Below are 15,600 nucleotides of genomic sequence, written 5' to 3'. Positions count from 1 at the left end.
GATGGCCTCATCAACCTCCAGCCCGGTGCGGCTGCTCTACGATGTGCGCGTGCGCGCCATCCTCTATCAGGTCGTGGCGGTCGCCCTCGTCGTCGGCGTCGGCTTCTATCTGTTCGGCACCGTCTCGCGGAAGCTCGCGGACCAGAACATCGCGACCGGCTTCGACTATCTGTCGCGGCCGGCCGGCTTCGTCATCAGCCAATCCTTCATCCGCTACGAATCCAGCGACACCTATGCCCGCGCCCTGCTCGTCGGGCTGCTCAACACCGTCTGGGTCTCGATCTTCGCCGTGATGCTGTCGAGCGTGCTCGGCCTGATCGTCGGCATCGCGCGATTGTCGCGCAATCCGCTGCTGTCCTTCCTCGCCCTGATCTATGTCGAGGCCCTTCGCAACGTTCCGCTGCTGCTCTATCTCTTCCTCTGGTACGCGCTCATCGTCGCGGTCTTCCCGCCGGTGCGGGAAGCCTGGCAGATCCTGCCCGACGTCTTTCTCAGCAATGGCGGCCTGATCGTTCCCTCTCTGCAATGGTCGTCCGCGCATAGCGGCGTGCTGGCATCGGCGGTCCTCGGCATCGTGCTGGCCTTCGTCGTCGCCTCCGCCTTGCGGCGACGGCGGGTCGCCTCCGGTCAAGCCCGCCCGGCCTGGCCCTTCGTCATGCTCGCGCTGCTCGGGCCGCCGCTCCTCGCCATCCTGCTGCTGCAACCCGATCTCGTGGTGAACTGGCCGGAGAGGGGCCGCTTCCGCATCACCGGCGGCGTGCAGGTCACGCCGGAATTCACGGCGCTTCTGGTCGGGCTAGGACTGTCCGCCTCGGCCGGCGTCGCCGAGATCGTCCGGGCCGGCATCCTCTCGGTCGGGCGCGGACAATGGGAAGCCGCGCGCGCCGTCGGATTGCACGATCGCCAGACGATGCGCCTCGTCGTGCTGCCGCAGGCGTTGCGCGTGATCGTGCCGCCGCTGACTAGCTCCTATCTCTCGACCTTCAAGAACTCATCGCTCGCCATCGCGATCGGCTACCCCGATCTGGTGATGGTCTCGAACACCACCATGAACCAGACCGGGCAGGCCATCGAGGGCATCGCCATCTTCATGCTGGTCTATCTCGGCATGTCGATCACGATCTCGCTCTTCATGAACTGGTACAACGCCCGCGTCGCGTTGGTGGAGCGCTGAGATGGCCGATCTGACCAACACGGCGATGCTCGGCATCGAGCGGCCGGACCGTCCTTCGCAGGGGCGCCGGTGGCTCTCGGGGCTGAAGCCCTATGTCGGCTCGCCGCTCAACGCCGTCATCACCTTCGCCTGCCTGTGGCTGATCTATCGGCTGGTCACCGGCGTCTGGGACTGGCTCGTCACCCGCGCGGTCTTGGAAGGAGGGCCGCAGGCCTGCAAGGCCGGCAACGGCGCATGCTGGCCCTTCCTGGCAGCCAAGCTGCGCTTCATGATCTTCGGCTTCTATCCCTATGAGGAGCATTGGCGGCCGGCCCTGGCGCTGGTCCTGTTCCTCGCCGTGATGATCGTGTCGATGATCCCGCGCTTCTGGTCGAGAAACCTGCTCTGGCTCTGGCTCGCGGTCGTGCTCGGCTGCGGCGTCCTGATGTATGGCGGCGTCTTCGGCCTGCCGATCGTCACCACCACAAGCTGGGGCGGCCTGCCGCTCTCCTTCATGCTCTCCTCGGTCGGCCTCGCCTTCGGCTTCGTGCTCGGCGTCCTGCTGGCGCTGGCGCGCAGCTCGAAGCTGCCGGCGATCCAGGTCATCGCCGTCATCTTCATCGAGATGGTGCGCGGCGTGCCGCTGGTCTCGATCCTGTTCATGGCCTCGGTGATGCTGCCGCTGTTCATGCCGGACGGCGTGACCATCGACAAATTGCTGCGGGCGCAGGTCGCGATCATCATCTTCGCCGGCGCCTATATCGCCGAGACGGTCCGCGGCGGGCTGCAGGCGGTGCCGAAGGGCCAGCACGAGGCCGCCGCCTCGCTCGGCCTCGGCTACTGGCTGTCGATGCGCAAGATCGTGCTGCCGCAGGCGCTGAAGATCGTCATCCCGCCGCTGGTCAACATCTTCATCGGCTTCTTCCAGGACACGACGCTGGTCACCATCATCGGCCTGCTCGACTTCCTGGATACGGTGCGCGCCTCGCTGCGCGACCCGAACTGGCAGGGCATCGCCGTGATGGAAGGCTATGTCTTCGCCGCGCTCGTCTATGCCCTGTTCAGCTACAGCATGGGCTCCTATAGCCGCTTCATCGAGCGGCGCCTCAAGACGGACCACAGCCATGGCCGGAGCGGCTGACGCGGTCGATACCGCGCTCCAGCCCTGATTTCGCACGAAAGCGGCCTGCTGCCCTGCAGCCGCGCAATGTTCCAGCAAGCCGTGAAGCCGACCACTCCGGGTGATTCACCATGGAGATCGGATGATGCGTCCCAGCTCAGGCCAGTCCGCGGCGCTCGCCGGCCGCGCGCTGCATGCCTATATCGACCTCGTGCAGCGAACCACCCGGTTCAAGCCGGAGATCCCCGGCGCCCGCCCCTGGGAGCGCAGCCGCGAGCCCTTCATCGCGCTGACCTGGCACGGCCAGCAGATGCTGAGCCTCGCCGCGCTGCAGGGGGCCTCGCAGGTAGCCGTCCTGGCCTCCCTGCATTTCGACGGCGCGGTCGTCGCCTCGGTCGTCGAACGGGCAGGTTTCCGGACCATCCGCGGCTCGGGGACGCAGAGCCGCCCCAAGATCCAGCTCAAGCGCGCCGTTCCCGCCTTCTTCGAGATGCGCGATGCTCTGCGCGATGGAACCAGCGTCATGCTGACGGCCGATGTTCCCAAGGTCTCGCGCATCGCCGGCAAGGGGGCGGTGCAGCTCGCCCGCGCCTCCGGCAGGCCGATCTATCTCTTCGCCGCCGTCACCAGCGCGCGCTTCGATCTAGACAACTGGGATCGGGCCAGCATCGCCCTGCCTTTCGGGCGCGGCTGCGTCCTGTGGTCGGAGCCGCTCTACGTCCGCAAGGGCGCTGACGATCGCGAGGTCGGGCTGATCGCGATGGACATCTCGGCGCGCCTCGACGATCTCCATGCCACCGCCTACCGGTCCCTCGAGCGGGGGCGCTAGACGTGCTTCTCTCCTGGCATCTCAGGGGCGTCCAGATGGCGGACAATCGGCCGGGTTGCCGCAGATGTTGCCTGGCGGGCGCAACACCTCCGGCTCGCCTGCCGGCTCGATGCGAATGCGGCTGAGATCGCCCGAGAAGCGCAGGCCGAGGCCCGACGAGATGAGGACGATCCTGGCACGGGGAGAGGCGAGGATCGTCGCATTGGCACCAGCCAGGAAATGAGCGCTGCCGCCGAGGCTGGCATAGACGCCGAACACGTCCTCGCGCCGGTCGAGCCCGTAGACCAGCATGATCACCCGGCCGTAATCGGCGCCGAGCCCGATGCCGACCGACAGGGCCGACCAGATCACCGGCTCGGGCGCCCCTTCCGGGAAGCGCAGCTCGCCGCTGCCATGCCGGCCGCCAAGGACGAAGGAACCGCTCAGCTCGCCACCGACGATATAGGCGTTTGGCTCGCCGAACAGCGCCAGCGAGCGCTCGATCGGCAGGCTCACGGTCTTCGACGCCGTGTCGAAGACGCCCTCGACCATTCTCAGAATCTCGTTCCGCGAGGCCGTCGGCAGCTGGCCCGGCCTGATCTGCTCTTTCGTGACCGGCCCGCCTTGCGCAAAGGCGGATGGGAAGACGGGTGCAAAGGCCAGGAGCGCGGTCAGCGCGAAGACCGCACCGCTCCATTTCGCCAGGGCACGCAACACGGACATCAGGCCGGCAGATCCAGGAAAGAGTTGAACGGCAACGGTGATACGGTCCATGCAGGGCGAAGCAGGGCGGCAAGCCCCGTCAGACAAGCCATACCCGCACAGAGGCTCCGTGACGACCCGCAACGCTGAATCCGTGACCACGCGGCCCGGAGGGTTGCGGTGACCTCGCTTTCGCGCGCCCTCACCATCCGGCTGAGCCTGCTGGGCATCGTCCTGTTCGCGGCTTTCATCGCTGCCGTTCTGGCCTTCACCTTCATCACCGAGGATCCCGGCGTCCTGCGCAACGATGTCACCTCGCGGGTCATCCAGCAAAGCGTTCGCCAGCCGGCAGGCAGCGGGCTGCATGTCGAGAAGACGACGGGGCTGGTGCAGATCGAACGCGCCAGCCCCAAGCTCTGGTATCTCGTCTCCGACGGACGATCCGTCGTCGAGTATGCGCTAGAGTTGCGGCCGGGGCTGCCCATCGACATCCGGCTGGACGGCCCGACCATCGCCGCGCAGATGCGGGTGGGCGGCGACAACGCGCTGGCCTTCGACGTCATCGAGAAGGACGGCACCCGCATCATCGTCGCGACAGGCGGCGGGCAACCCGGCTGGGACCTGATCCTCGGCTACTTCCTGCGCGCCATCGCCGGCTCCGCGCTGGCGATCTCGGTGGTGTTCGGGATCATGATCGCCGCTGCGATCGCCATGTCCGTCTCCTATATCAGCGCGCGGCTGCGCAGCGCCGCCGAGGCCGCCGCGCGCATCGATCCCCGCGCGCCCCGTGGGTTGCTGCCGACGGAGGAGACTCCCGTCGAGCTGATGCCCTTGACCACCGCGCTCAACTCCGCGCTCGACCAGATTGCCGGAAACATGGAGGTGCAGCAGCGCTTCATGAACAATGTCGCGCATGAGCTGCGCACCCCGCTCACCGTGATGCGCAGCCGGGTGGACGCGTTGGCCGACGAGCCGGCGCGCCTTGCGCTGACGACGGATCTGAGCCGGCTGACCACCATCGTCTCGTCGATGCTCCAGCTCGCCCGCCTGCACGCCACCGATCTGCCCTTCGAGCCCCTGCAGCTCAACGCGCTCGCCCGAGCCGTGCTGGCGGACCTCGCTCCGCTGATCCTCAGCCATGGCGTCGACGTCGCACTGGAGGAGGAGGGCGAACACCATGTCATGATCGACGCCAACGAGGCGACGGTGCGTGCCGCGCTGGCCAATCTCGTCGACAACGCCCTGCGTCACTCGCAGGCCAAATCGACCATCCTGGTCCGGGTCCTCGACGGGGCCGTTCTGGAGGTCACCGATGACGGCATCGGCATCGCCGCCGTCAAGCGCGCGCAGGCGATGGAGCCGTTCAACCGGATGTCGCCGCATTCGATCGGCGCCGGCCTCGGCCTCACCATCGTGCGCGACATCATGGCAGCCCATGGCGGAACCATCGCCATTCTCGGCAACGAAGCCGGCGGCACCACGGTGCGCCTGATCTTTTCCGCTGACGGCGCGAACGGCGCGTGAGGGCGGTCAGGGAGCGGGCGCGCAGGTCTTCAGCATGTAGCCGATGCCGCGCAGCGAGGTGATCTCGACCTGGGCGCCGGCATCCCTGAGCTTGCGGCGCAATCGCGAGATCTGTGCTTCCAGCGTATTGGATTCGATCAGGTCGTCGAAGCCATAGACCGCCTCGATCAGCACGTCGCGGGTGACGACGCGGCCGACGCGCTGCACCAGCGCTTCCAGGATCAGCGTCTCGCGCCGGCGCAGGTCGAGCGGCTCCGTCCCGACGCAGGCGTTTCGCCCCTCCAGATCGATCGAGAGATTGCCGGCCGCGATGACCAGCGAGCGCTTCGGCTGGCGCCGGCGCGCGATGACGCGCAGGCGAGCCAGCAATTCGCCCGGCTCGAACGGCTTCACCAGATAGTCGTCGGCGCCGCCATTGAGGCCTTCGATGACATCCGTCTTGGCGTCGCGCGCCGTCAGGATCAGGAAGGCCGGCCGCGTCTCTTCCGCGCTGAGGGCCTTGACGATCGACAGGCCGTCGCCGTCCGGCAACCGCCGGTCGACGATGGCGATGTCGAAGGGTGCCGTCCGCAACGCCGACAGCGCGGCATCGATCGTGGTCGTGCGGTCCACGATCAGCCCGGCATTCGTGAGGAGCAGGGACAGGAAAGCCATCAGCTCCGGCTCGTCCTCGACGATCAATGCGCGCATGTCTGTCCTGTCGGAGTGCAGGGATGGAACGTGATGCCGGACAAGGGGCGGTAGTCCAGACATCGCGCTCCATCCCTACCTCGAAACGGCCAAAAGGCCGTAAGTCAGGGCCGGCTCGGCAAAGCCGGCCACGATCGCGAGATCAGAAGCGGTAGTTCAGACCCGCCTTGACGAGGTGCTCGGTGACGCCGATCCGGGTCCGGTTGCCGCCGAACTGGAAGTTCTGCTTGCCCAGGGAGACGTAATTGTACTCGAGCTTGGCGGTCAGATTGTTGGTGATGCCGTATTCGGCGCCGGCTCCGACCACATAGCCCAGCTTGCTCTTCGTCTTCGAGAGCAGGCCGTCGCTGGCTTTCATGTTGCCATAGGCCAGACCGCCCGTGCCGTAGACCAGCACGCGGTCGAAGGCGACGCCGGCGCGCGCCTTCAGGGTGCTCACATAGCGCATGTCGGCGCTGGTGCCGGCGCCTCGCCGCTTGGAGCTGCTGCTGAGGCCGTTCATCGACATGTCGCCTTCCATGCCGAAGACCATGTTGCCGAGCTGCATGTTGTAGCCGAGCTGGCCACCGAGCAGCACTTCGTTGCGGCTCTTCTTGGCGGCGCCGTCGAAGCGGTCGAACGCCGCGCCGGAGTGGATACCGGCATAGATGCCGTTCCAGTTATAGGTGCGCGGCGCGGTATAGGCCGGCCACTCCTGCACGCGCGGCAGGGGGCGATCCGCCGCCGCTGCGGGCACCGCGAACAGGGCCAGCAGGCCAAAGGCCGTCATCGGGAGGGTGCGAGACATCAACAACTCCTTGCAGCGGCTGTCATTGCCGCCGACACATCTGCCTGCATCCCTTCCCCGTGGATCGGAGCGGGTCGGCATGCGCAGATTGCGAGCGAAGATTACGGCAGTGTTGCCTACCGAAGAGGCAGGCATCCCTTATCGGGCCGGTGTCAGGCCGCCGCCACGGAGCAGCAGCGGGGAAGGTGCCCCGGCCGATGTTCCGCGCCTTGTCGAGCAGGACTCCGGGCGAGGTTCCGTCCGGAGGAAGCAGCAGTTCCGACGTGACGACCAGCGCGCCGCAATAACCGAAGATGCCGTGGTCGATCTGCGTCCGTGTGTCGAGCGTCAGAGCACGGGTTCGGCCTGCTTCCCGAGTTCCTCCACCGGAGGAATGCGGCCCCCTTCGAACCAGTAGGCCGCCGCCGCGCGCGACATCGCAGCGCCGTCATGGCCGATCCCGCCGACCGTGATCAGCTGCCAGTTGCAGGGCACACCGAGGCGCGCCGCTTCGGCTCGGGCGAAGTCGAGCATGAAATGGGCGCGGCCATAGCGATGCGGGCCCTGCGCCAGTGCCTCGGCCTGCGCCGGCAGGTTGGGATCGTCGGTGACGATGTCGCGGTCCCCGGCGAAGACGATCATCGGATAGGCGAGCCAGCGGGTGAGCGTATCACGATCGAGATCGAGCCCGCCGAGCCCTTCCGGGAAGCGACGCTCGAGCACCGGCAGCGTGTACCAACCCGGATTGGAGGCCATCGCGGCGGCAAAGAGTTCGCCGCCTTCCGTCGCCAGCATGCGATGCACGAACTGGCCCCCGGCCGAATGCCCGAAGATGCGGATGACCGGGCTTTCGATCACACCGTCGGCGCGCAGCGCGTCGAGCACGCGTTCCGGCACCGAATAGAGCCACTGCTCGCGCGGGGCGATCGCGCCGTCCTCGGACACCATCAGGCCGTTATTGTAGCCCTCGGCCTTGGGGAAGTGCTCGTCGGGAAAGGTCGGCGCCACGATCAGCAGGCCGTGCTTCTCGGCCGCATCGATCCAGAAATCGCGGTAATCGTCGCCGTTGCGCAGCATGCCGTGCTGCACGACGATGACGGGATCGTTCGGCTGGTGGCGCGCCGGGCGGTAGAAGTTGACGGCGAGCGGCCGGTCAGGATGACGGCTGTCGACGAAGGGCAGCGTGCTGCGCCCGACCGGCGGGTTGAGTGTCGTCGTGGTCATGCGGCCTCCGGAGCCGTGTGCAGGTGGCAGGCGGCGCTGCGGCCGGGCGCGATTTCGGCCAGGACAGGCCGGACCTCGCGGCAGACGTGCATCGCCTGCTCGCAGCGCGGGTGGAAAGGGCAGCCCGGCGGCGGCGCCAGCGGCGACGGCAATTCGCCCTTGAGCGGCTGGAAGGCGCGCTTGCGCCGTGACGCCGAGGGAATCGCCGCGATCAGTGCCGCGCTATAGGGGTGCGCGGGCTTTGCGAACACCTCGTTCGCCGCTCCGATCTCGACGATGCGGCCGAGATACATGATGGCAACCCGGTCGCTGATATGTCTGACGAGCCCGAGATCGTGGCTGACGAACAGATAGGTCAGGCCATGGCGCTCGCGCACATCCATGAACAGGTTGATGACCTGCGCCTGGATCGAGACGTCGAGCGCCGAGACCGGTTCGTCGCAGACCAGGAAATCCGGCTTCACGGCAAGGGCGCGCGCAATACCGATGCGCTGGCGCTGCCCGCCCGAGAACTGGTGCGGATAGCGCTCGCGATAGGCGAGATCGAGCCCGACCTCGCTCAGCGCCTGGTCCACAGCCGCATCGATCTCGGCCTTGGGCAGAAGCTTGTGGACGCTCAGCGCCTCGCCGACGATGCGGCTGACCTTCATGCGCGGATCGAGCGAGGCATAAGGGTCCTGGAAGATCATCTGGACCTTGAGCAGGAAATCCAGCCGCTCCTTGCCCTTGAGACCTGCCACCGGCTGCTGCTCGTAGACGACCTCGCCCGCGCTCGGCTTCAGGATGCCGGTGACGACGCGCGCGAGCGTCGACTTGCCGCAACCGGATTCGCCGACGAGGCCAAGCACCTCGCCGCGCTTGACGCTGAGATCGATGCCGTCGACGGCGCGCAGCACCGGCGGCGCCTTGCCCCGCCCGGTCGCCATCAGGATGCGCTCGGCAAGAGTCGGGCTGCGGCGGAAATGCTTGGTGATGCCCTTGAGCTCGATGACCGGAGCGCTCATGCCGCTTCTCCGAACGGAACCGGGTTGTGGCAGCGGAACCGATGCTCGCCCTCCCCCGTCGCTACCGGGTCCACATCGGCACAGATCGGCTGGACACGAGGGCAACGCGGCCGGAACGGACAACCGCTCGGACGCCCATCGATACGCGGCGCGACGCCGTCGATCTGGTTCAGGCGCTCGCCCGGCGCGACATTGGCGGCGGAGGAATTCAGCAGCCCGAGCGTATAGGGGTGGCGCGGCGCATCCAGCACCTCGTCGACCGGGCCGATCTCGACGACGCGGCCGGCATACATCACCGCCACCCGGTCCGCGAGCTCGGCCACGACGGCGAGATCATGGGTGATCCAGAGCACGGCCGTGCCGGTCTCGCGGGCGAGCTTCTGCACCTCGAACAGGATCTGGCTCTGAATGGTGACGTCGAGCGCCGTCGTCGGCTCGTCGGCGATGATCAGGTCGGGCTTGTTGAGCAGCGCCGTGGCGATGGCGACGCGCTGGCGCATGCCGCCGGAGAATTCGTGCGGGAACTGCTTGAGCCGCGCCTCGGGCGAGGAGATTCCGACGCGCGACAGCGCTTTGGCAGCCTCGGCCAGCGCCTCCTCCCGGCCACAGTCGCGATGCTCCAGGATCGCCTCGCTCATCTGCTCGCCGATGCTGAGCACCGGGTTCAGCGTCATCAGCGGATCCTGGAAGATCATGGCGATGCGGTCGCCGCGCAGGTCGCGCAGGCGCTCTTCGGTCGCGCCGCGCAGATCCTCGCCGTCGAAGCTGATAGTCCCGGCGACGATCTCGCCGGGCGGATCGATCAATCGCACCAACGAGAAGCCGGTCACCGACTTGCCGGAACCGGATTCGCCGACCAGCCCGAGCACCTCGCCCCGTGCGACGCTGAGATCGACGCCGTCGACGGCGGGCCAGGCGCCATCGAGCGCATGGAAGACGGTCCTGAGACCGCGGACTTCGAGCAGGGCTTCGGTCATGAGCGCACGTTGAAACTGCGGCGCAGCCGGTCGCCGACGAGGTTGAGCGAGACGATCAGCAGCACCAGCGCGATGCCGGGGAAGACCGCGATCCAGTATTCGCCCGAGAGCAGGAACTCGAAGCCGTTGGCGATGAGCAGGCCGAGCGAGGGCTGCGTCACCGGCACGCCGACGCCGAGGAAGGAGAGCGTGGCCTCAAGCGTGATCGCGCTGGCGACGCTGATCGAGGCGACGACCAGCACCGAGCCGACCGAGTTCGGCAGCAGATGCGCGATCATGATGTGCCGGGTCGGCAGGCCGAAATTCAGCGCCGCCTCGATATATTCCTTGCGCCGCTCGACCAGGGCGGAGGCGCGCATCAGCCGGGCATATTGCGCCCACTGCACCAGCACGATGGCGAGGATGACCTTGTCGACGCCGCGTCCGATCGAGGCGAGCAGCACGAGCGCGATCAGGATCGAGGGGAAGCCGAGCATGAAATCGACGACGCGCATGATGATGGCGTCGACGGCACCGCCGAACTGCGCCGCCAGAAGCCCGGCCGAAATGCCGATGAAGAGCGCGCCGAGCGTCGCTGAAAGGCCGACCATCAGGCTGGTGCGCAGGCCGTAGAGGATCGCACTCAGCATGTCGCGCCCCTGCGAATCCGTGCCGAGCCAATAGATCGTGCCGGTCATGCCGGCCTCGCCCGGCGGCAGGCGGTTGTCCATCACGCTAAGCGAGGCGAGGTCGTGGGGGTTCTGCGGCGCGATGACCGGCGCCAGCAGCGCGAGCAGCACCATGATGCCGAGCAGGATCGCAGCACCGCGCGTCGTCGGCCGGCTGCGGATGCGGCGCAACACCTTCTGGCGCAGCGGCGTGTCGGCATAGGCCGGAACGGCCGGCACTTTCGTCTCGGCGCTCATGCCATCTCTCCCGTCAGCTTCACCCGCGGATCGAGCGCGGCGTAGAGGATGTCGACGAGGAAATTCACGGTGACGAAGAGCAGCGTCGCCAGCAGGACATAGGCGACGACCACCGGCCGGTCGAGCTGGTAGACCGAGTCGATCAGCAGCTTGCCCATGCCCGGCCAGGCGAAGACCGTCTCGGTAATGGTCGAGAAGGCGACGAGGCTGCCGAACTCGATGCCGACCACGGTAACGACCGGGATCAGGATGTTGCGCAGCACGTGCCGGCCGACGATGCGACGCGGCCGCACGCCCTTGGCGCGGGCGTATTTCACGTAGTCCTGCGTCATGGTTTCGGTCGTGCCCGCCGCGACAAGGCGGATCATCAGCGCCATGTTGGGGATGGCGAGGTTCAGCGCCGGCAATGCCAGATGCTTGAGGCCGTCCAGCGTCAGCAGGCTGGTGCGGATGCCGAGCACCGAGACCGTCTCGCCGCGCCCGGCCGTCGGCAGCCAGCCGAGCACCACGGCGAAGAGCAGGATCAGCATCATGCCCTTCCAGAAGCTCGGCAGCGAATAGCCCAGCACCGTGCCGCCCATGATGATGCGCGAGGGCCGGCTCTCCGGATCGAGCCCGGCATAGAGCCCGAGCGGCACGCCGGTGAAGATCGCCAGCGTCATCGCCAGAAGCACGAGCTCGAAGGTCGCCGGCAGCCGGGCGAGGATCAGCTCGATCGCCGGCACGCCATGCACGAAGGAGCGGCCGAGATCGCCCTTCAGGGCATTGCCCATGAACACGAAATATTGCTGCCAGACCGGCAGGTCGAGGCCGAGGCGCCGGATCAGCGCCTCGCGCTCGGCCGCGCTGACCGATGGCGAGACCAGGAGCTCGATGGGATCGCCGATGCCGTAGACGGCGAAGAAGACCACGACCGAAACCGCGAGCAGCACGAGCACGCTCTGGATCAGCCGCTGCAGGACATAGGCGGTCATGAGGCTGGGCCGGCTCCGCTACGCATTCCGCATGGGCCGCCCCGACAGGGCGGCCCATCGTTTCGGGGGATTACTTGGCGACCGGCTTCACCGACATCGCCAGCATGTACTGATCGGCGCGGCCGGTGACGGCGAGATCGGATTTGAAGGCCCAGATGCCGCTCTCGAAGTGCAGCGGGATGAAGGCGTTGTCGGCGACGACGAGCTTGCCGGCTTCCTGCAGAAGCGCCGCGCGCTTGGCGTCGTCGAGGGTGGTGATCGCCTCGCGGATCAGCTTGTCGAACTGGTCGTTCTTGTAGCCGCCATAGTTCGAGCCGCCGATGGTCTTGGTCTCGTTCGGGGTCGGCGGCCACTGGCGCAGGAAGGAGGCCGCCTCGCCGGTGCCGGAGCCCCAGCCGCCGAGCGCGACGCTGAATTCCTTCTTGGCGCGGCGCGGGAAATAGATCGCCCGCGTCATCGCATCGACCTCGGTCTTGATGCCGATCTGGGTCAGGTACTGCGCGACGGCCTGAGTGATCTGGCTGTCGTTGATGTAGCGGTCGTTGGTCGTCGACAGGGTGAGCTGGAAGCCCTTGGCATAGCCGGCCTCGGCCAGCAGCTTCTTGGCCGCAGTCGGATCATAGGCGAGCTTCGGCGGGTTGGCCTGCGTGCCGAACATGCCGGTCGGCAGGTACTGATAGGCCGGCTCGGCCGCGCCATCCATGATGCGCTTGACGATGGCGTCGCGATCGATGGCGAGCGACATCGCCTGGCGCACGCGCGGGTCCTTCAACGGGTTCTTGCCGTCGTCGGACTTGACGAAGGGGCTCTGGTCGCGGGCGACGTCGAGCTGGAAATAGACCACGCGCGTCGAGGGGGTGATGACATGGCCGAAGCGCTTGTCGCCCTTGATCCGGCCGAGATCGCGCGCCGCCGGGTTCTCGATCACGTCGTAATCGCCGGCGAGCAGGCCGGCGAGGCGCGGGCCGGCATTGCTGACCGGCAGCAGGCGCACGGTCGCCCAGGGTTCGGCCTTGCCCCAATAGCTCGCGTTGCGCTCCAGCTCGATCGCCGATCCCCGCACATAGGACTTCAGCTTGTAGGGACCGGTGCCGATGGCGAGCGTGCCGTCATTGAAGCCGTTGACCGTCGGCCAAGGTCCGGTGACACCGCAATTCTTGGCGATATCGTAGCTGATCGGGCCATGCTCGACGATCGATGCCGAGAGGATGCTGAGCGCCGAGAGCAGGTTAGGCAGCAGCGGCTCGGGATTGGTGGTGTTGATCACCAGCGTCTGCGGATCGGGCGTCTCGACTGACGCGAAGTTGCCGGTGACGTCGGCGAAGGAATCCGAGACCTTGGTCTCGTTCTTCAGCGTGCGGCAGAAGGTGAAGACCACGTCCTCGGCGGTGAAGGGCTTGCCGTTCGAGAACTTCACGCCCTCGCGCAGCTTGAACGTCCAGCGGTTCTTGCCGTCGTTCTCCCAGGAGGCCGCAAGGCTGGGGTGCAGCTTCTGCTGCTCGTCCTGGCTGACGAGCGAATCGAAGATATGCTGCGCCAAAGCGTTGTTCGGCGTGAGATCGTGATAATGCGGATCGACGGCCGTCGGCTCGGAGGCCAGCGCGATGCGCAGGGTTTGCGCCGAAACCGCACTCGCGGGCAGGCAGAGGGCGGCGAGGGCCGCGGCGAACAGGGAATGACGCATGGTGGTATCCGCTCCCGAGCTGGACGCTTTTGACAGCTTTATTTTCGTCTAGTAGCAAACATGAAAATATTTGAACGTCAATCGGGTGGCGACATATGTCCCAAGGCCTGAAGCCGACGACGGACCTTTCCAACCGGATCGCGCGGATCTATCCGTCGCTGAGCAACGGCCATCGCCGCGCCGCAGATTTCGTTCTGCAGCATCCGCTCGACGTCGCGACCATGACGATCGAAGGGCTGGCAGAAGGAAGCGGGACGTCCAACGCCACGGTGACGCGTTTCGTCCGGACGCTCGGCTATGGCGGATATGGCGAGTTCCGCAGCGCGCTTTCGGCGGCGCTGAAATTCGCGCACGACCCTGTCGACAACTTTGCCGGAGCGCGCTCGGCGGCAGGCTCGACCTTCGCGACCTTCGCAGCGGCCCTCGCAGATCAGGCGGGCAATCTCCAGGCGGCGCGCGACGGGCTGACCGAACCGGCCGTGACGCGGGCGGTCGAACTCTTGCTGAAGGCGCCCCGCGTCTTCATCGCAGCCTCGGGCGCGAGCCACCACGTCGCGTCCTTCCTCGAGGATGGGCTGGCGCTCTATCTCGACGCCGACGTGATCTTCGCGTCATCGCGCACCGGGCCGGAGCGCGCCATCCGCCACATGATGTCGGCACGTCCGGACGATCTCGTCGTGGCGATCTCGGTGCCGCGCTATTCCCGCGCGACGCTCGATCTCGCCAGCTTCGCCAAGAAACGCGGCGCCGCGCTGCTGGTGCTGACGGACAGCCCGACCTCTCCGCTCGCGCCGATCGCCGATGTCACGCTGTTCGCGCCCGCGCGCAGCCGGCTGCTGCCGAACTCGCCCACGGCGGTGTTCGCGCTGGCAGACGCCCTGATCGCAGCCGTCGCGCGTGAACGGCCGGACGCGGTCGAAGCATTGAAGGAGCTGAGCGAAAGCCTGCTCTGGACGTTCCACCAATAGGCGGGCGCAGTTGCCCGCGATTTCGCGTCAGCCCGTCTCGGGCGGACCGAGATCGGATTCCAGCATCTGGCGCCAGCTGGCGTGCAGGACCGAAGGGTCCTCGCGATCGACGCCATAGGTGTTGAGCACGTGCTGGAGCTCGTTCATGCGGGCGATCAGCCCCGGCCCCTGACGCAGCCCGACCAGGATCATCAGGACCTCGATCGCGATGAGTTGGACGACATAGGCATCGGTGCCGACCAGCATGGTCGCGTCATGCGGCACATCCATCGGAATGACGATATGGCCGAGTTCGGCCAGCGGCGTGCGCGCCTGTGTCAGGACGATCACCGTCGCACCGCGCGCACGGCCGACCTCGACGGCGCGCAGCAGGGCCGGCATGCGGCCGACGAAGGAGATCGCGACCAGAACATCGGCCGAGGTCAGCGTCGCCGCGGCCACGAGCTGGAAATGCGCATCGGAGAACGCATTCGCCGTCAGGCCGAGGCGGAACAGCCGCGCCTGCAGGTCCTGCGCCAGGAAATGCGAGGTTGCGCCGGTGCCGAGGCAGTCGACACGGCGCGCCTGCTTGATCGCCGCCGCGGCGCGATCCAGCTCGGCCGGGTCGAGCCGGCGCTGCCAGTCGGCGATGACGGTCGTCATGCTGCCGGTGACGTTGCGCACCACATCGGCAGCCGTCTCTCCGACATGCACCGAGCGATGCAGGAAAGGCGCACCCAGCGCCAGCGCTCCGGCGAGCTTCAGCTTCAGGTCCCGCAGCCCCTCGCAGCCGACCGCACGGGCGAAGCGCACGATCGTCGGCGCGCTGACCCCGGCCCGCGCGGCGATGTCCTCGACATTCGCCTTCACCGCCCATTCCGGGTCGCCGATGAACAGCAGTCCGACGCGCTTCTGGCTTTCGGACATGCCCTCGAGCCCGGCGCGGATGGTGCTCAGGATATCGGAAGCCCCGACGGAATCGTCCGGCCCGCTCGGCCGTGGCATCATCGCGGAGGGCTCGAATTCGTTCGTCATGCCACGGGAGCTTCGCTGGCGCCGCGCTTGCGATCCGGTTTCGCCCCGATCCGCATCGGCCGCGAGAAACTTCCCCAGGCCAGGGCA

At 67.2% G+C, this 15,600-nt stretch carries 15 protein-coding genes; 5 read left to right on the top strand and 10 right to left on the bottom strand.

Annotation, left to right across the window (positions count from 1 at the left end):
• Window position 1 precedes the first annotated feature (1 nt).
• The 3 genes from AC2FAN_RS15520 to AC2FAN_RS15510 all read left to right on the top strand — a co-directional run bounded on the left by AC2FAN_RS15520 (window position 2) and on the right by AC2FAN_RS15510 (window position 3,102).
• A complete protein-coding gene (locus AC2FAN_RS15520) occupies window positions 2-1,174 on the top strand; it encodes an amino acid ABC transporter permease (RefSeq protein WP_265050417.1) in 1,173 nt (390 codons plus the stop codon).
• Between the two features lies 1 nt (window position 1,175).
• Window positions 1,176-2,294 carry an amino acid ABC transporter permease gene (locus tag AC2FAN_RS15515; protein WP_265050418.1) on the top strand — a complete coding sequence of 373 codons (1,119 nt, stop codon included), beginning with the start codon at window positions 1,176-1,178 and terminating at the stop codon, window positions 2,292-2,294.
• A 124-nt stretch (window positions 2,295-2,418) separates the two neighbouring features.
• Window positions 2,419-3,102, top strand: a complete 684-nt coding sequence (locus tag AC2FAN_RS15510) for a lysophospholipid acyltransferase family protein (protein WP_265050419.1) — start codon at window positions 2,419-2,421, stop codon at window positions 3,100-3,102.
• A gap of 21 nt (window positions 3,103-3,123) precedes the next feature.
• On the opposite strand, the gene AC2FAN_RS15505 is transcribed toward AC2FAN_RS15510, so the two are convergent.
• Window positions 3,124-3,804, bottom strand: a complete 681-nt coding sequence (locus AC2FAN_RS15505) for an EipA family protein (RefSeq protein ID WP_265050420.1) — start codon at window positions 3,802-3,804, stop codon at window positions 3,124-3,126.
• A 159-nt stretch (window positions 3,805-3,963) separates the two neighbouring features.
• Here AC2FAN_RS15505 and AC2FAN_RS15500 point away from each other — a divergent pair, with 159 nt between their 5' ends.
• Window positions 3,964-5,307 carry a sensor histidine kinase gene (locus AC2FAN_RS15500; protein ID WP_265050421.1) on the top strand — a complete coding sequence of 448 codons (1,344 nt, stop codon included), beginning with the start codon at window positions 3,964-3,966 and terminating at the stop codon, window positions 5,305-5,307.
• 6 nt (window positions 5,308-5,313) lie between these two features.
• Here the strand turns inward: AC2FAN_RS15500 and AC2FAN_RS15495 are convergent, their stop codons facing one another.
• The 8 genes from AC2FAN_RS15495 to AC2FAN_RS15460 form a co-directional block, all read right to left on the bottom strand.
• The gene (locus tag AC2FAN_RS15495) at window positions 5,314-5,997 is read right to left on the bottom strand and encodes a response regulator transcription factor (protein ID WP_265050422.1); all 684 of its coding nucleotides are present in this window, start codon (window positions 5,995-5,997) and stop codon (window positions 5,314-5,316) included.
• A 142-nt stretch (window positions 5,998-6,139) separates the two neighbouring features.
• Window positions 6,140-6,784: an outer membrane protein gene (locus tag AC2FAN_RS15490; RefSeq protein ID WP_485175201.1), complete on the bottom strand. Its 645-nt coding sequence runs from the start codon at window positions 6,782-6,784 to the stop codon at window positions 6,140-6,142.
• Between the two features lie 327 nt (window positions 6,785-7,111).
• On the bottom strand, window positions 7,112-7,987 hold the full coding sequence (locus tag AC2FAN_RS15485) for an alpha/beta hydrolase (protein WP_485175199.1): 876 nt from the start codon (window positions 7,985-7,987) through the stop codon (window positions 7,112-7,114).
• The gene (locus AC2FAN_RS15480) at window positions 7,984-8,991 is read right to left on the bottom strand and encodes an ABC transporter ATP-binding protein (protein ID WP_485175197.1); all 1,008 of its coding nucleotides are present in this window, start codon (window positions 8,989-8,991) and stop codon (window positions 7,984-7,986) included. The genes AC2FAN_RS15485 and AC2FAN_RS15480 overlap by 4 nt, the downstream gene beginning before the upstream one ends.
• Entirely contained in the window at window positions 8,988-9,968 is a 981-nt protein-coding gene (locus AC2FAN_RS15475) for an ABC transporter ATP-binding protein (protein ID WP_485175195.1), read from the bottom strand. The genes AC2FAN_RS15480 and AC2FAN_RS15475 overlap by 4 nt, the downstream gene beginning before the upstream one ends.
• A complete protein-coding gene (locus AC2FAN_RS15470; protein WP_265050427.1) occupies window positions 9,965-10,873 on the bottom strand; it encodes an ABC transporter permease in 909 nt (302 codons plus the stop codon). The genes AC2FAN_RS15475 and AC2FAN_RS15470 overlap by 4 nt, the downstream gene beginning before the upstream one ends.
• On the bottom strand, window positions 10,870-11,847 hold the full coding sequence (locus AC2FAN_RS15465) for an ABC transporter permease (protein WP_265050428.1): 978 nt from the start codon (window positions 11,845-11,847) through the stop codon (window positions 10,870-10,872). Before AC2FAN_RS15465 ends, AC2FAN_RS15470 begins: the two co-directional genes overlap by 4 nt.
• Before the next feature lie 70 nt (window positions 11,848-11,917).
• On the bottom strand, window positions 11,918-13,531 hold the full coding sequence (locus AC2FAN_RS15460) for an ABC transporter substrate-binding protein (RefSeq protein WP_476806134.1): 1,614 nt from the start codon (window positions 13,529-13,531) through the stop codon (window positions 11,918-11,920).
• A gap of 95 nt (window positions 13,532-13,626) precedes the next feature.
• Here AC2FAN_RS15460 and AC2FAN_RS15455 point away from each other — a divergent pair, with 95 nt between their 5' ends.
• Window positions 13,627-14,499 carry a MurR/RpiR family transcriptional regulator gene (locus tag AC2FAN_RS15455; protein ID WP_265050430.1) on the top strand — a complete coding sequence of 291 codons (873 nt, stop codon included), beginning with the start codon at window positions 13,627-13,629 and terminating at the stop codon, window positions 14,497-14,499.
• 27 nt (window positions 14,500-14,526) lie between these two features.
• Here the strand turns inward: AC2FAN_RS15455 and AC2FAN_RS15450 are convergent, their stop codons facing one another.
• On the bottom strand, window positions 14,527-15,513 hold the full coding sequence (locus AC2FAN_RS15450; RefSeq protein WP_485175192.1) for a MurR/RpiR family transcriptional regulator: 987 nt from the start codon (window positions 15,511-15,513) through the stop codon (window positions 14,527-14,529).
• Window positions 15,514-15,600 lie beyond the last annotated feature (87 nt).

Source organism: Allobosea sp. RIT-PG3_2 (assembly GCF_057321085.1).
Note: the sequence above shows the minus strand (reverse complement) of the source record. Positions and strands in the feature narration are given on the sequence as shown.

Excerpts from the sequence above, each read along its gene's own strand:
- AC2FAN_RS15520 (WP_265050417.1), top strand. The coding sequence starts at position 2 with ATGGCCTCATCAACCTCCAGCCCGGTGCGGCTGCTCTACGATGTGCGC.
- AC2FAN_RS15515 (WP_265050418.1), top strand. The coding sequence starts at position 1,176 with ATGGCCGATCTGACCAACACGGCGATGCTCGGCATCGAGCGGCCGGAC.
- AC2FAN_RS15510 (WP_265050419.1), top strand. The coding sequence starts at position 2,419 with ATGCGTCCCAGCTCAGGCCAGTCCGCGGCGCTCGCCGGCCGCGCGCTG.
- AC2FAN_RS15505 (WP_265050420.1), bottom strand. The coding sequence starts at position 3,804 with ATGTCCGTGTTGCGTGCCCTGGCGAAATGGAGCGGTGCGGTCTTCGCG.
- AC2FAN_RS15495 (WP_265050422.1), bottom strand. The coding sequence starts at position 5,997 with ATGCGCGCATTGATCGTCGAGGACGAGCCGGAGCTGATGGCTTTCCTG.
- AC2FAN_RS15490 (WP_485175201.1), bottom strand. The coding sequence starts at position 6,784 with ATGTCTCGCACCCTCCCGATGACGGCCTTTGGCCTGCTGGCCCTGTTC.
- AC2FAN_RS15485 (WP_485175199.1), bottom strand. The coding sequence starts at position 7,987 with ATGACCACGACGACACTCAACCCGCCGGTCGGGCGCAGCACGCTGCCC.
- AC2FAN_RS15480 (WP_485175197.1), bottom strand. The coding sequence starts at position 8,991 with ATGAGCGCTCCGGTCATCGAGCTCAAGGGCATCACCAAGCATTTCCGC.
- AC2FAN_RS15475 (WP_485175195.1), bottom strand. The coding sequence starts at position 9,968 with ATGACCGAAGCCCTGCTCGAAGTCCGCGGTCTCAGGACCGTCTTCCAT.
- AC2FAN_RS15470 (WP_265050427.1), bottom strand. The coding sequence starts at position 10,873 with ATGAGCGCCGAGACGAAAGTGCCGGCCGTTCCGGCCTATGCCGACACG.
- AC2FAN_RS15465 (WP_265050428.1), bottom strand. The coding sequence starts at position 11,847 with ATGACCGCCTATGTCCTGCAGCGGCTGATCCAGAGCGTGCTCGTGCTG.
- AC2FAN_RS15460 (WP_476806134.1), bottom strand. The coding sequence starts at position 13,531 with ATGCGTCATTCCCTGTTCGCCGCGGCCCTCGCCGCCCTCTGCCTGCCC.
- AC2FAN_RS15455 (WP_265050430.1), top strand. The coding sequence starts at position 13,627 with ATGTCCCAAGGCCTGAAGCCGACGACGGACCTTTCCAACCGGATCGCG.
- AC2FAN_RS15450 (WP_485175192.1), bottom strand. The coding sequence starts at position 15,513 with ATGACGAACGAATTCGAGCCCTCCGCGATGATGCCACGGCCGAGCGGG.